We start from the raw sequence: 13,355 nt of genomic DNA on the forward strand, positions 1-13,355 counted from the left end.
GCCTTCACCCCTCGACCCTCGGAGGGTCAGGCGCCGGTGCCCGTGAGGTGCTCGGGGCGGACCGGGGTCTTGTTGAGCTCCAGACCCGTCGCGTTCCGGATCGCCGCGAGGACGGCCGGGGTGGACGACAGGGTCGGGGCCTCGCCGAGACCGCGCAGGCCGTACGGCGCGTTCGGGTCGGCGAGCTCCAGGACGTCGACCGGGATGGTCGGGGTGTCCAGGATCGTGGGGATCAGATAGTCCGTGAAGGAGGGGTTGCGCACCTTCGCGGTCTTCGGGTCCACGATGATCTCCTCCATCACCGCGACACCGAGGCCCTGGGTGGTACCACCCTGGATCTGGCCGACGACGGAGAGCATGTTGAGGGCCTTGCCCACGTCCTGGGCGGTGGCCAGCTCGACGACCTTGACGAGGCCGAGCTCGGTGTCCACCTCGACCACCGCGCGGTGCGCGGCGAAGGTGTACTGGACGTGGCCGTTGCCCTGGCCGGTGACGAGGTCGAAGGCCTGCGTCGGGCGGTGCCGGAACTCCAGCTCGACGTCGATCTCCTCGCCCTCCAGGACGTCGGCCAGGTCGGCGAGGACCTCACCGCCGTCGGTGACGACCTTGCCGCCTTCGAGCAGCAGCTCGGCGGTGGCCCAGGCGGGGTGGTAGGAGCCGAACTTGCGGCGGCCGATCTCCAGCGCCTTGGCGCGGACGGCCTCGCAGGTGTTCTTCACCGCGCCGCCGGTCATGTACGTCTGGCGGGAGGCGGAGGTGGAACCGGCGGAGCCGACCTGGGTGTCGGCCGGGTGGATGGTGACCTGCGTGACGCCCAGCTCGGTTCGGGCGATCTGGGCGTGCACGGTGACACCGCCCTGGCCGACCTCCGCCATGGCGGTGTGGACCATCGCGACGGGCTCGCCGTTGATGACCTCAAGCCGCACCCGGGCGGTGGAGTAGTCGTCGAAGCCCTCGGAGAAACCGACGTTCTTGATGCCGACCGCGTAGCCGACACCGCGTACGACGCCCTCGCCGTGCGTGGTGTTGGACAGGCCGCCCGGCAGGGCGCGCACATCCGCCTCCTCGCCGGCCGCGAGCCACTGCTGCTCGGGCGGCATCGGGCGGGCCTTGACGCGGCGCAGCAGCTCGGCGACCGGGGCGGGCGAGTCCACGACCTGGCCGGTCGGCATGATCGTGCCCTGCTCCATGGCGTTGAGCTGGCGGAACTCGACCGGGTCCATGCCCAGCTTCGCCGCGAGCTTGTCCATCTGGGCCTCGTAGGCGAAGCAGGCCTGGACCGCGCCGAAGCCGCGCATCGCGCCACAGGGCGGGTTGTTGGTGTAGAGCGCGATCGCCTCGATGTCGACGTCGTCGATGACGTACGGACCGACGGAGAGCGAGGAGGCGTTGCCGACGACGGCCGGGGAGGCCGAGGCGTAGGCGCCGCCGTCCAGGACGATCCTGCACTTCATGTGCGTGATCTTGCCGTCCTTGGTGGCACCGTGCTCGTAGTGCAGCTTCGCCGGGTGGCGGTGCACATGGCCGAAGAAGGACTCGAACCGGTTGTAGACGATCTTGACCGGCTTGCCCGTGCGCAGCGCCAGGAGACAGGCGTGGATCTGCATCGAGATGTCCTCGCGGCCACCGAAGGCGCCGCCGACGCCGGACAGCGTCATGCGGACCTTCTCCGGCGGCAGGCCGAGGACCGGGGCGATCTGCTGGAGGTCGGAGTGCAGCCACTGGGTGGCGACGTACAGGTCGACGCCGCCGTCCTCGGCGGGCACCGCGAGGCCGGACTCCGGGCCGAGGAAGGCCTGGTCCTGCATGCCGAAGGTGTACTCGCCCTCGACGATCACGTCGGCGCGCTTGCGGGCCTCCTCCACGTTGCCGCGGATGATCGGCTGGCGGTGCACGATGTTGGGGTGCGGGACGTGACCGGCGTGGTGGTCGTCGCGGCCCTCGTGGATCAGCGGCGCGTCCGGGGCGATGGCCGAGGCCTCGTCCGTGACGAGCGGCAGCTCCTTGTAGTCGATCTTGATCTTGGCGGCCGCGCGGCGGGCGGTCTCCGGGTGGTCGGCGGCCACGAGGGCGACCGGCTCACCGTGGTGGCGGACCCGGCCGTTGGCCAGGACGGGGGTGTCCTGGATTTCGAGGCCGTAGTTCTTCATCTTGGCCGGCAGGTCGTCGTAGGTGAGCACGGCGTACACGCCGGGCATCGCGACGGCCTCGGAGATGTCGATGTTCTCGATGAGGGCGTGGGCCACGGTGGAGCGCAGCGTCTGGCCCCACAGCATGTCCTCGTGCCACATGTCCGAGGAGTAGGCGAACTCACCGGTCACCTTGAGGGTGCCGTCCGGGCGGAGGGTCGATTCGCCGATGCCGCCCTTGGTGTGGTTCTGGGTGACGTTGGTGGGCGTACCGGCCGGAGCGGTGCGGGTGTTCTGCGCCATGATCAGACCGCCTCTTCCTGACGGGCGGCCGCGAGGCGGACCGCGTCGAGGATCTTCTCGTAACCGGTGCAGCGGCACAGGTTGCCGGAGAGCGCCTCGCGGATGTCCGCGTCGGACGGCTCGGAGTTGCGCTCCAGGAGCTCGTCGGCGGCGACCAGGAGACCGGGGGTGCAGAAACCGCACTGCACGGCGCCGGCGTCGATGAAGGCCTGCTGGATCGGGGAGAGACCGCCCGCTTCTCCAGTCTGCCCGTCCTGCGGCTTGGCCTGCCAGCGCTTGGCCGCGTCGATGGAGGTGCCGCAGGAGCCGGAGGCGCAGCCGCCGCCGGGGTGGGCGTCGGTGCGGTGGGCGGCGTAGTCGGCCAGACCCTCCACGGTGACGACCTCGCGGCCCTCGACCTGACCGGCCGCGACCAGACACGAACACACCGGAACACCGTCGAGGCGGACCGTGCAGGAGCCGCACTCGCCCTGCTCGCAGGCGTTCTTCGAACCCGGAAGCCCCATGCGCTCGCGCAGGACGTACAGGAGGCTCTCGCCCTCCCAGACGTCGTCGGCCTCCTGCTTGCGGCCATTGACCGTGAAATTGACGCGCATGGTTATGCAGCTCCTTCAAGGGTGCGGCCGTTGCTGCCGCGGTACGTCTCCCAGGTCCACATCAGCGTGCGACGGGCCATGACGCCGACGGCGTGACGGCGGTAGTTCGCGGTGCCGCGGACGTCGTCGATCGGGTTGCACGCGCCCGAGGCGAGCGTGGCGAACTGCTTCGCGATCGACGGGGTGATGATCTTGCCGTTGTCCCAGAAGCCGCCCTCTTCGAGCGCCGCGTTCAGGAATTCCTCGGCCGCCTTGGCCCGAATGGGGGTGGGGGCCGCCGAGCCGATGCCGGTACGCACCGTGCGGGTGTCGGGGTGCAGGGCCAGGCCGAACGCGCAGACCGCGATGACCATGGCGTTGCGGGTGCCGACCTTGGAGAACTGCTGGGGGCCGTCCGCCTTGGGGATGTGGACGGCCTTGATCAGCTCGTCCGCCTCCAGGGCGTTGCGCTTGACACCCTTGTAGAACTCGTCGATGGGGATGAGCCGGACGCCGCGCGCCTGGGACTCCACCTCGACGTCGGCGCCGGAGGACAGCAGCGCCGGGTGGGAGTCGCCGGCCGGCGAGGCGCAGCCGAGGTTGCCGCCGACGCCTCCGCGGTTGCGGATCTGCGGGGAGGCCACGGTGTGCGAGGCGAGCGCGAGGCCCGGCAGCTCCGTCCGCAGGTTCTCCATGATGTGGGTGTACGGGACGGAGGGGCCGAGCCGGACGCTCTCCTCCCCGACCTCCCACTGAGCCAGCTCGCTGATGCGGTTCAGGTCCAGGAGGTACTCGGGCCGCCGGTGGTCGAAGTTGATCTCGACCATCACATCGGTGCCACCCGCAATGGGCACAGCCGTGGGGTGCTCGGCCTTGGCGGCGAGCGCCTCCTCCCAGCTGGCGGGGCGAAGGAAGTCCATGAGTGGCTCTCTTCCGATTCTCAAATTCGGGGTCGTTCGCGCGGGTCCCGGGGACGGCAGGCCCTCGACATCTCAGTCGTTCATGTGCTGTTAACGCGGTGTGGAATCAGTACACAAGTCCCCGATCCCTCGGGTGCAGTCACCGAAACCATGAAGGAGTTGGCTGGTGTTCGCTCACGTCTTGTAGATTCGTATGAAAGGCGGTGCTCCGTTACCTCACCGCTTTCCAACGGCAACATCAAGACAGATCGGCGGCGACACGCGATGCGGCTGCGCGCACTTCTGGAAACCGACGCGCTGGGGCTGCGGCTGCTCGGCGGCGAGGACGAGCTGGACCGCACGGTGCGGGGGGTGATGACCACGGACCTGCGCGATCCCAGCCGCTACCTGACGGGGGGCGAGCTCGTCCTGACGGGTCTCGCCTGGCGGCGGGACGCCGAAGATTCCGAGCCATTCGTACGCATCCTCGCGGGCGCGGGCGTGGCGGGCCTGGCGGCCGGAGAGGCGGAGCTCGGCGCCATCCCCGACGATCTTGTCGTGGCTTGTTCTCGCCACCGCCTTCCGCTGTTCGCGGTGAACGAGTCGGTCGCGTTCGCGACCATCACCGAACACGTCGTACGGCAGGTCTCGGGCGAGCGGGCGGGCGACCTGGCGGCGGTGGTGGACCGCCACCGCCGGCTGATGACGTCCGGCCCTGCGGGCGGCGGCCCCGAGGTGGTTCTCGACCTGCTCGGCTCCGATCTCGATCTGCGGGCCTGGGTGCTTTCTCCCACCGGCCGCCAGATCGCGGGCGCGGGCGACGCCCTGAGCCCCGCGGTCGGCGCCGCGCTCGCCGCCGAGCACCTGGGCGCGACCCGCACCGGGCGCCGGGGCCCGCACCGCACCACCGTGGACGGCGTGACCTACTCGCTCTTCCCGATCCGCAACAACGGCCGGGGCGCCGCTCCCGCCGCCCGCGATGTGCGCGAGACGGTGCTTTCGGACTGGCTGCTCGCCGTCGAGGCCGACGCGAGCGACTGGCCGGCGGCCCGGCTCGACCTCCTCCAGGGCGTCACCCAGCTCATCGCGGTCGAGCGCGACCGGCGCGACGCGGCCCGCTCGGTGCGCCGCCGGCTCGCCCAGGAGGTCCTGGAGCTGGTGCAGACCGGGGCCGCGCCCGCCGAGATCGCGGCCCGGCTGCGGGTCGCCGCCCCCGTGCTGCTGCCCGGCCTCGGCTCGGCGCCGCACTGGCAGGTCGTGGTGGCCCGGGTGGACTGGGAGCGCGACTCGGGCGCCGAGATCGCGGGCGGCCCGGTCGCCCAGTCGCTCCTGGAGGAGATCCTGGTCGATCCGGCGGTGGTGGGACCGGAGTCCTCCGACCGGATCGCGGTGGCCCACGCGGGTGACGAGGCCATCGCTCTCGTACCGCTGCCCGCGGTCACGCCCGAGGGCGTCGAGGGCGGTCTGCACGCCGACGCGCTGCTCTCCACGGTGCGCGCGCCGCTCTCCCCCGGCCTCGCCGACGACGGTCGTCTGACACTGGGTGTCAGCGCCGCGGTGCACTCCGCCGAGGGGCTGCGCGGCGCCCTGGAGGAGGCCCGGCACGCCCGCCGGGTCGCCGCGGCCCGGCCCGGCCGGGTCTGCGCGGCCGGCCACCACGAGCTGGCCTCACACGTGCTGCTGCTCCCGTTCGTGCCGGACGACGTACGGCGTGCCTTCACGGCCCGCCTCCTGGACCCGCTGCGCGACTACGACCGGCGCCACCGGGCCGAGCTCATCCCGACACTGGAGGCGTTCCTCGACTGCGACGGATCCTGGACGCGCTGTGCGACGCGGCTGCACCTGCACGTCAACACCTTGCGCTACCGGGTGGGCAGGATCGAGCAGTTGACGGCCCGTGACCTCTCCCGCCTCGAGGACAAGCTGGACTTCTTCCTGGCGCTCCGTATGAGCTGACGGTCGATCCCGGCCATGGTCGGAAGATTGTGAACTCATTCACGCACCCCCCTTGGCCCGGCGTGCCATTCCGTGTTGAGATGCGGATCGACTCAGCAGCTCAATGGCGCGCTCGGGGAGGGCAACGTGGCGCATCCCGCCATGTCTGGTTCCGGAACGACTGCGGAGGACGGGGATCCGCTCCAGACCGCGATATGGCGGCTGCGTTCGCGCGGCTGCTGGACGGATGCCGCGGCCCTGCTCGAACCACATGCGGCGACGCCGGCCGGCGCGCTCCAGCGCTCCGCCCTGCTCACCGAGCGCTGCGTCTACACCGAGTCCGGCTGGGCGGAGGCCGAGGAGGCGCTGCGCGGCGCCGAGGCCGTCGCCCGCAGCGACGAGGAGCGCGGCGCGGCCGCCTGCGAGCGCGGCTATCTCGCCTACGCCTCCACGCTGTTCGGGGTACGGGACCGGGCGGACGAAGCACGCTCCGCGTTCGGCCGGGCCGCCGCCCTGACCGCGCTCTCCGGGCGCGGCCGGGCCCTGCTCGACTTCCGGCGCGGGCTGCTCGCCGAGAACGTGTCCGACGCCCCGCAGGCCGCGCGCGCCGCCTACCTCCGCGCGCACGAGGGCGCCGCCGCCCACGGCGACACCCTGCTCCTCTCCTTCACCTGGCGCCATCTGGCCGGACTGGCCCTGCGCGAGGGGGAGTTGGCGGAGGCGAGACACGGGTTCACCGAGTCCCTGCGGATCCGGGAGGAGCTCGGTTACCTCATCGGCACGGCTCCCGCGCTCGCCGCGCTGGCCGACACCGAGGAGGAGCCGGTCTCGACCCGGCTGCGCACGGAGGCGGCACGTCTGGTGCGGCTGCTCGGCGTTCCCACCTGGCTCGCCGCCCACCTGGACACCGTACCGGCGCCGCGCCCCGCCACCTGAGCCCCCGCGGCCGCTCCCTGACGGACAGTCAGCTCCTGAACGAGCTTGTTCCACCAGGGAGTTGAGGTCCGTGTGGCCGTGACGAGTGGGCTCGGGGCCCTCCCCGCGGCGGGCGGGTGGGTAAGACGGCCGACCGTCGGTGGCCGGGCCTTCGGATCCGCAGGCGCACGTCACCCGGGCCCCGGCGCGTCAGAGTGCGGAGCCCGTGAAGTGTTCCCGTACGAGCGACTGGACGACCGGCAGGTTCTGGGCGCACAGGGCGTCCAGGAGGGCCAGGTGTTCCGCGGCGTCGGCCACCAGGTCGGCCCGGCGGGCGACCGGCGCCGCGGTCAGCGGCCACTGCGCGCGCCGGTGCAGGTCGTCGGCGACCTGGACGAGCTGCTGGTTGCCGGCGAGCGCGAGGACCGCCCGGTGGAAGGCGCGATCGCATTCGGCGTACCCCGCCCGGTCGCCGGTGGCGGCGGCCTCGGTGGTGGCCAGCGCCAGCGGCCGCAGCTCGGCCCAGCGGGCCGCCGGGACGGTACGGGCCAGGCGCAGCATCACCGGGACCTCGATCATGGCCCGCACCTCGGCGAGCTCCGCCAGTTCGCGGGCGCTGCGCTCGGTGACCCGAAAGCCCCGGTTCGGCACGACCTCGACCGCGCCCTCGATGCTGAGCTGCTGCATCGCCTCGCGCACCGGGGTCGCCGAGACCCCGAACCGCTCGCCGAGCGCCGGGGCCGAGTACACCTCACCGGGCACCAGCTCCCCGTCGACCAGCGCGGTGCGCAGGGCGGCCAGGATCTGGCCGCGTACGGAGTGGCGGTGGACGGCGCGGGGGGCGGGGGGCTCGCCGTGGGTGTGTTCACCGCGCGCGGCGCCGGGGCGCTCCCCGGCCCTGGCCTGGCCGGGGACCCTGGGTGACCCGGATGGAGGCACCACCGTCTCGTGCGCTCTGCCCTGCTCCACCCCGGCCTCCTACGGCTCCGCCTGCCCCTCACAGACCATAGGCGGACAAAGCGCGAGTTCAAACATCGAGCACATCGGCTAAGGTAAGCCTTACCTGCCAACGATCGTGATTCGGTGGTTCCGCATGACCGTGTCCGCCTTGCTGCCCAGCCCCGCGCCGAGCCCCGTCGGTGACTCCTACGCCCGGCTCGCCGAGGTGTTTCCCGGTCTGGGCATCAGGGAGCTGACCGCCGCCGAGCCCGCGCCCGAGGGTGCGGGCTGGGTCGGCGCGGCGGAGCTCGCGGCCGGTGGCAGCGCCCTCGACGCCTTTCTGGCCTGGGACAACGCCCAGGTGGTCCGGGACTACGGACACCAGGCCCGCCCCGATGTCATCGCCTCGTTCGGCTTCCACCGGTACGCCTGGCCGGTCTGCCTCCTGGTGACGGTCCCCTGGTTCCTGCACCGCCGGGTGCCGAGGGTGCCGGTCGCCGATGTGGCCTTCCAGCGGACGCACGGCCAAATCGCCGTGCGGGTAACGGAGTTCGCCTGTCTGCCCGACGACCCGGCGGCCGGGCTCCCCGGCGCTTGCGTGGTGGCGGACGAGGAGGCGCTGCGGGCCGAGGTGCGGGCGTCGCTGGCCGAGCACCTCGGGCCGGTGCTCGACGGGTTCGGGCCGCGCATGCGGCGCGGCCGGCGGGCCCTGTGGGGGATGGCGACGGACGAGATCGTCGAGGGGCTCTGGTACATCGGCTCGCTGCTCGGTGAGGAGCCGCGTGCGATGGCCGAGCTCGACGCGCTGCTGCCCGGCACCGCGAAGCCGTATGTGGGCACCCCCGGCTTCCGCGAGCTGACCGCGCCCGACGGGCGGCGCCTGCCGACCCGCGACCGCGCGAGCTGCTGCTTCTTCTACACCGTGCGCCCCCAGGACACCTGCGTCACCTGTCCCCGGACCTGCGACGCCGACCGCGTGCGTCGGCTCAGCGCCGCATCCTGACTCCATGCCACCCGTCCGGGTGAGCGCCAGTCGAACTCAACTCGCGCGCCGGGCACGGTCGTTCGAGTGAATCGCCCCTATCCGAGGGCCCTCGCACTCCGTTGGCGTCCTCTTGCCCCGAAACCCTCCTGCCGCCCCGTCCGGCTGGAGCAGTATGGCGGCCGATACGCCCTACGCGATGCAAGGGACACCGCATGCGACTGACCGACATATCGCTGGACTGGCTGCTTCCGGGCGGCGTGATGATCGTGGGGGTCGTCGTGGCTCTGGTAGTGCTCGCGCGCGGCAAGCGCGCCGGTGACAACGCCACCGGCGACGACTCGTGGGAACGCAGCGAGGAGCGCCGCAGAAGGAAGGAGGCGGTGTACGGCACCGCTTCCTATGTGCTCCTGTTCTGCTGTGCGGCGGTGGCCGCCGCCCTCTCCTTCCACGGTCTGGTCGGCTTCGGCCGGCAGAACCTCAATCTGACGGACGGCTGGGAGTATCTGGTCCCGTTCGGGCTCGACGGCGCGGCGATGTTCTGCTCCGTGCTCGCGGTGCGCGAGGCCAGCCACGGCGACGCGGCGCTCGGCTCACGCCTTCTGGTGTGGACGTTCGCGGGCGCCGCGGCGTGGTTCAACTGGGTGCACGCGCCGCGCGGCATGGACCACGCGGGCGCCCCGCAGTTCTTCGCCGGGATGTCGCTCTCGGCGGCGGTGCTCTTCGACCGCGCGCTGAAGCAGACCCGCCGGGCGGCCCTGCGTGAACAGGGCCTGGTACCACGGCCGTTGCCGCAGATTCGTATCGTCCGGTGGCTGCGCGCCCCCAGGGAGACCTTCGGCGCCTGGTCGCTGATGCTCCTCGAAGGCGTACGCACCCTGGACGAGGCGGTCGACGAGGTACGCGAGGACAAGCGCACCAAGGAGGAGAACAAGCTGCGCAGGCGCGACCAGGAGAAGCTGGACCGGGCGCACTTCAAGGCGCTCAGCCGGCAGAACCGGGCCTGGGGACGCGGCAGGGGCGGCGGCCGTCAGGTCGACGTACCGGGGATCGGTCCGGGGCCGGGCTCCGCGCAGCCCAAGGCTGTCGCGGAGCCGGCCATAGCGGAGCCGGGACAGCTTCCCCTGCGCAACCGGCCCTCCCTCCAGGCCGTCGGGGCCGCTGAGGCCGCGGCCGCCAGGACCGTCGACCTCACCGCCGAGGACGACACCCAGGCGCTGCCGCGGCTCGACTCCCTGGAGCGCAAGCTGAAGGATCTTGAGCAGCAGTTCGGATAAAGGTGACGGCGGTGTCCGCGCTAGGGGCGCGGCGCCGTTCCGTCACCGAGTTCGAACCAGACGGCCTTCCCCAGGTCGTGTTCGTGCACGCCCCAGGCGTCGGCCAGCGCCTGGACCAGCAGCAGCCCCCTGCCGTGCGTCCCGTCGTCGTCGGACGGCGCGTGCGGGGTGGGCAGCGCGGGAACGAAGTCCCGTACCTCCACGCGGAGTCGGCGCTCCTCCGCGGTCACCGTCACGATCGCGCCGTCGTCGGTGTGGACGAGCGCGTTGGTCACCAGCTCGCTGGTGAGCAGTTCCGCCACGTCCACCGCCCCCGCGTGCGGCCAGGGGCCCAGGAATTCCCGCACCGCTCGGCGTATGTCGCGGACGGCACTCAGGTCCGCCCGTCCAACTTTTCTGCGCAGCAGACGCTGGTCCCCCTGCTGCGCATCAGGTGTCCGGACGGGTCCGCTCCCCGCGGAGCCCCGCCCTGCCTGATGCCTTGTCATAACCCCCACCTGCACGTTGCGACGACCTTCCTCCCTCGAACACGCACACGGGATGCATGCCCCACCGGGCCCTGGTCACTCATGGTGATTCCGCAACGACCGAACGGGACCCCTTCGCGCGGCCCGACAGGAGGGGTGGGCACGGGGCGGGAATTCCACGCGGGAGTTTCGGCACGGGGTGTCGTGCGGCGCTCCCCCGCCTCGCCCCGTGCCCAGTCCGGCGTCGCGGCCTTGCCCACCCAGCGGGACTGAAAAGCGCCAACAGGGCTCGCGTACAAGGGTGTTGACGGCGGCATACGAGTCGTACGGGACCGGCGAAAAGCGGCGGCGGCCCCGCTCGGCGGCCCGGTTCCGGATCGAAGGGAGGCCGCCCGGCGCGCGGCCGGGACGCAGGGCCGATGGCGTCCTCGTCCCCGCTTTCACCGGAGCGGGCCTGGGCTTTCGGACGAGCGGGCCGGAGCCCGGCCGCGTGGGCCTCCGGCGGGAGGCGGCCCGGCTCCCCACCGGCATATCCCGGCGGCAGCGGGTCCACGCGGGAATGAGACCCCCCGCCCGGTGGGCGGGCCGCTCCCGCGGCGACGGGGCACGACGTCGAACCGACCCCGTCCCGGGACACGGCGACCGCCGGGCATCGGCCGATCTGCCGAGGGGCGGCTGTCGCGCCCGCCCGGGTCGCCGCGCTCCCCGCGTACAGCGTTGCGTACGACGGTGCCGCCCGGCTGAGGAAGGCCGCGCTGCCCCATCGGATCCACCCGTCCCGCCGGTTGCGTCGATCCCCCGGGCAGACGGGGAAAGCACGAGACGTAGGCCGGGGTACGCGAGGTGCCGGAGGCGTCGTAGCGGGCCCGACCCGGCTCCCGGTACGGCGGGCCGGGCCGGGGGCCGGCCGGAGGGTGCTCAGTAGGGCACGGTGCCGCACCACGTCTCCGCCCATGCGGAGGCGCCGTACTTGTTGGCGGCCCGCACCGAGACGCAGATCTCGTCGCCGGAGAAGGGGCCGTTGATCGTGTAGCTGGTGCCACCCGTGGAGTAGATCGTGTCGACGCTCTTCTTCGTGAAGTTGCTGCCCTTGTTGGTGTAGTGGACGTCGTAGCGGGTCGCCCCCGAGATCGCCGACCAGCTCACCGCGAGCGGCATGGAACACGCCCCCACACAGCCGTTGGTGTACTCGACCTTGTAAGCCTTCAGGGCGGGCGGCGGGGAGCCCGCGGGCGTGCCGCCGCCGGACCCCGACGAGCCCGAACCGTTGGAGGCTCCCCCCGAGGGCCCGGAGGGACCCGAGCCGCCGCCGTCACCGGTGCCCCGCGTCGCGGCTCCCCCGCCCCCGGGCGAGCCCCCGGCCCCGCCCGCGACGGCGCCTCCCTGCGCGGCCGAACTCCCGCCGTTGTTCTGGGCGTTCTGGCCGCCGGCGCCGCCCTTTCCGTCCGGGCCCTTCGTCTCGTTGGCCTTGTCACTGGGCCCGGGCGACGGTGAACTGGCGCTCGGGCTCGGCGAGTTGATCGCGGACGGCGCGCCGCTGGGGCCGGCACCGGGGCCGGCACTGGCACTGGCGCCGGGGCTCGCGCTCGCGCTGCTGCTCGGCGGCTGGGCGTGTGCCTCGCTCCCGCTGTCCCGCGCGAACGGCTGGAGCACGGCGATCGTGCCGCCGCCGACGGTGAGTACGGCGATGACGGGCAGCACGATGAGCCGGCGACGGCGGCGGGGCCGTTCCCGGTGCTCCCGCAGCGTGACGGCGTCGCCCGCCACGACGCCGTCGGGGTGGCCGTCCTGCGGACGCAGGCCGATGGTCGCCCGGTCCACGGGCTCCTCCCGCAGCGGCTTCGCCTCGGCGTCGAGCAGCCGCGCGGACTGCTGGGCCAGGCGCGCCACCACCCGGGCGGGCAGCCAGGCGCCGCGCGCGGTGCTCGGCCGGGGCCGCTCGGGGTCCGTCAACAGCTCCTCGACGCCCGGCCGTTGATCGATGTCCTTGGCCAGGCACCGGGCGATGAGCGCGCGCAGCGGGGCGTCCTCGACTCCGGCGAGGTCCGGTTCGCCCTCCACGATCTGGAACATCACGGCGTGCTGGTTGCTGGCCCCGTGCCCGAACGGGAGCTGTCCGGTCGCCGCGTAGGTCAGCACGCAGCCCAGCGTGAACACATCGCTCTTGACCCCGGCGCTCTGGCCGCGCACCTGCTCCGGCGACATGAAGCCGGGCGAGCCGACCGCCATGCCCGTACTGGTCAGCAGGGACTCGACGGAGGTTTCGAGGGCCCGCGCGATCCCGAAGTCGATGACCTTGGTGCCGTCCACGGTGAGCATCACGTTGGACGGCTTCAGGTCGCGGTGCACGATGCCCGCGCCGTGAATGTCCTTGAGGGCCTTCAACAGCCCTTCGGCGAGGGCGTACAGGGAGGTGGCGGGCAGTGGTCCGTACCGCCGCACGATCTGTTCGAGCGAGAGCCCGGGTACGTATCCGGTGGCGACCCACGGCGGCTCGTCGCCGGGGCCCGCGTCGAGCACCGGTGCCGTGTACCGTTCGCCGACCTTGCGGGCCGCGTCGATCTCGCGGCGGAATCGCGCCCTGAACTGCTCGTCGGACACGTGCTCCTCGTGCACGACCTTCACGGCGACGGTGCGCCCGCTGTCCGAGCGCGCGAGGAACACCCGCCCCATGCCTCCTGCGCCGAGCCGCCCCAGGAGCAGATAGGGGCCGATGCGCGCGGGGTCGCTGACCGCGAGCGGTTTGATGCCCCCGTCGATGTAATCGTCCTTCTCGCCGCGTCCGTCCCCGTTGCTACCGCTCATGATGGTGTGGCTCCCCCGGCCCTTCTCGCCTGGTCATCGGCGTAACTCGGTTGAGAGTAGTCGCTGTTGCGGCGCCGAGTGAAGGCGAGGAAGTGCGCGGGGAGCGCGATGGTCGTGTGGGGCGTGGCG

The 13,355-nt window shown here is 72.5% G+C and carries 10 protein-coding genes; 4 read left to right on the forward strand and 6 right to left on the reverse strand.

What is annotated here, in order from left to right; translation table 11 throughout:
- Nucleotides 1–26 precede the first annotated feature (26 nt).
- Genes pucD through N4G70_RS31540 form a run of 3 tightly spaced genes read right to left on the reverse strand, consistent with a single transcriptional unit; the run spans nucleotide 27 to nucleotide 3,927 of the window.
- The gene (gene pucD / locus N4G70_RS31530) at nucleotides 27–2,432 is read right to left on the reverse strand and encodes a xanthine dehydrogenase subunit D (RefSeq protein ID WP_261716190.1); all 2,406 of its coding nucleotides are present in this window, start codon (nucleotides 2,430–2,432) and stop codon (nucleotides 27–29) included.
- A 2-nt stretch (nucleotides 2,433–2,434) separates the two neighbouring features.
- Nucleotides 2,435–3,028, reverse strand: coding sequence for a (2Fe-2S)-binding protein (locus tag N4G70_RS31535; protein ID WP_261716191.1), 594 nt, complete (start codon nucleotides 3,026–3,028; stop codon nucleotides 2,435–2,437).
- Nucleotides 3,029–3,030: 2 nt separating this feature from the next.
- Nucleotides 3,031–3,927, reverse strand: a complete 897-nt coding sequence (locus N4G70_RS31540) for a xanthine dehydrogenase family protein subunit M (protein ID WP_261716192.1) — start codon at nucleotides 3,925–3,927, stop codon at nucleotides 3,031–3,033.
- Between the two features lie 264 nt (nucleotides 3,928–4,191).
- On the opposite strand from N4G70_RS31540, the gene N4G70_RS31545 reads away from it, so the two are divergent.
- Nucleotides 4,192–5,862: a PucR family transcriptional regulator gene (locus tag N4G70_RS31545; RefSeq protein WP_261716193.1), complete on the forward strand. Its 1,671-nt coding sequence runs from the start codon at nucleotides 4,192–4,194 to the stop codon at nucleotides 5,860–5,862.
- 141 nt (nucleotides 5,863–6,003) lie between these two features.
- The gene (locus N4G70_RS31550) at nucleotides 6,004–6,777 is read left to right on the forward strand and encodes a hypothetical protein (protein WP_261716194.1); all 774 of its coding nucleotides are present in this window, start codon (nucleotides 6,004–6,006) and stop codon (nucleotides 6,775–6,777) included.
- A 189-nt stretch (nucleotides 6,778–6,966) separates the two neighbouring features.
- Here N4G70_RS31550 and N4G70_RS31555 read toward each other — a convergent pair whose 3' ends face one another.
- A complete protein-coding gene (locus tag N4G70_RS31555; protein WP_261716195.1) occupies nucleotides 6,967–7,725 on the reverse strand; it encodes a GntR family transcriptional regulator in 759 nt (252 codons plus the stop codon).
- Between the two features lie 124 nt (nucleotides 7,726–7,849).
- On the opposite strand from N4G70_RS31555, the gene N4G70_RS31560 reads away from it, so the two are divergent.
- Complete coding sequence (locus N4G70_RS31560) at nucleotides 7,850–8,698, forward strand: (2Fe-2S)-binding protein (RefSeq protein WP_261716196.1); 849 nt, start codon at nucleotides 7,850–7,852, stop codon at nucleotides 8,696–8,698.
- 194 nt (nucleotides 8,699–8,892) lie between these two features.
- A complete protein-coding gene (locus tag N4G70_RS31565) occupies nucleotides 8,893–9,954 on the forward strand; it encodes a DUF2637 domain-containing protein (protein ID WP_261716197.1) in 1,062 nt (353 codons plus the stop codon).
- 20 nt (nucleotides 9,955–9,974) lie between these two features.
- Here N4G70_RS31565 and N4G70_RS31570 read toward each other — a convergent pair whose 3' ends face one another.
- Together N4G70_RS31570 and N4G70_RS31575 are read right to left on the reverse strand one after the other, a co-directional pair.
- The gene (locus N4G70_RS31570; RefSeq protein ID WP_399037538.1) at nucleotides 9,975–10,442 is read right to left on the reverse strand and encodes an ATP-binding protein; all 468 of its coding nucleotides are present in this window, start codon (nucleotides 10,440–10,442) and stop codon (nucleotides 9,975–9,977) included.
- An 897-nt stretch (nucleotides 10,443–11,339) separates the two neighbouring features.
- Nucleotides 11,340–13,226 (reverse strand): serine/threonine-protein kinase, encoded by a 1,887-nt coding sequence (locus N4G70_RS31575; protein ID WP_261716198.1) that lies wholly within the window; start codon nucleotides 13,224–13,226, stop codon nucleotides 11,340–11,342.
- Nucleotides 13,227–13,355: the final 129 nt, after the last annotated feature.

Source organism: Streptomyces sp. ASQP_92, from assembly GCF_025399895.1.
In the GTDB taxonomy this organism is placed as follows: Bacteria; Actinomycetota; Actinomycetes; order Streptomycetales; family Streptomycetaceae; genus Streptomyces.

Bases quoted from the DNA above. Each gene is read 5' to 3' on its own strand.
- N4G70_RS31535 (WP_261716191.1), bottom strand. From the start codon at position 3,028: ATGCGCGTCAATTTCACGGTCAATGGCCGCAAGCAGGAGGCCGACGAC.
- N4G70_RS31545 (WP_261716193.1), top strand. From the start codon at position 4,192: ATGCGGCTGCGCGCACTTCTGGAAACCGACGCGCTGGGGCTGCGGCTG.
- N4G70_RS31575 (WP_261716198.1), bottom strand. From the start codon at position 13,226: ATGAGCGGTAGCAACGGGGACGGACGCGGCGAGAAGGACGATTACATC.
- pucD (WP_261716190.1), bottom strand. From the start codon at position 2,432: ATGGCGCAGAACACCCGCACCGCTCCGGCCGGTACGCCCACCAACGTC.
- N4G70_RS31560 (WP_261716196.1), top strand. From the start codon at position 7,850: ATGACCGTGTCCGCCTTGCTGCCCAGCCCCGCGCCGAGCCCCGTCGGT.
- N4G70_RS31565 (WP_261716197.1), top strand. From the start codon at position 8,893: ATGCGACTGACCGACATATCGCTGGACTGGCTGCTTCCGGGCGGCGTG.
- N4G70_RS31550 (WP_261716194.1), top strand. From the start codon at position 6,004: ATGTCTGGTTCCGGAACGACTGCGGAGGACGGGGATCCGCTCCAGACC.
- N4G70_RS31570 (WP_399037538.1), bottom strand. From the start codon at position 10,442: ATGACAAGGCATCAGGCAGGGCGGGGCTCCGCGGGGAGCGGACCCGTC.
- N4G70_RS31540 (WP_261716192.1), bottom strand. From the start codon at position 3,927: ATGGACTTCCTTCGCCCCGCCAGCTGGGAGGAGGCGCTCGCCGCCAAG.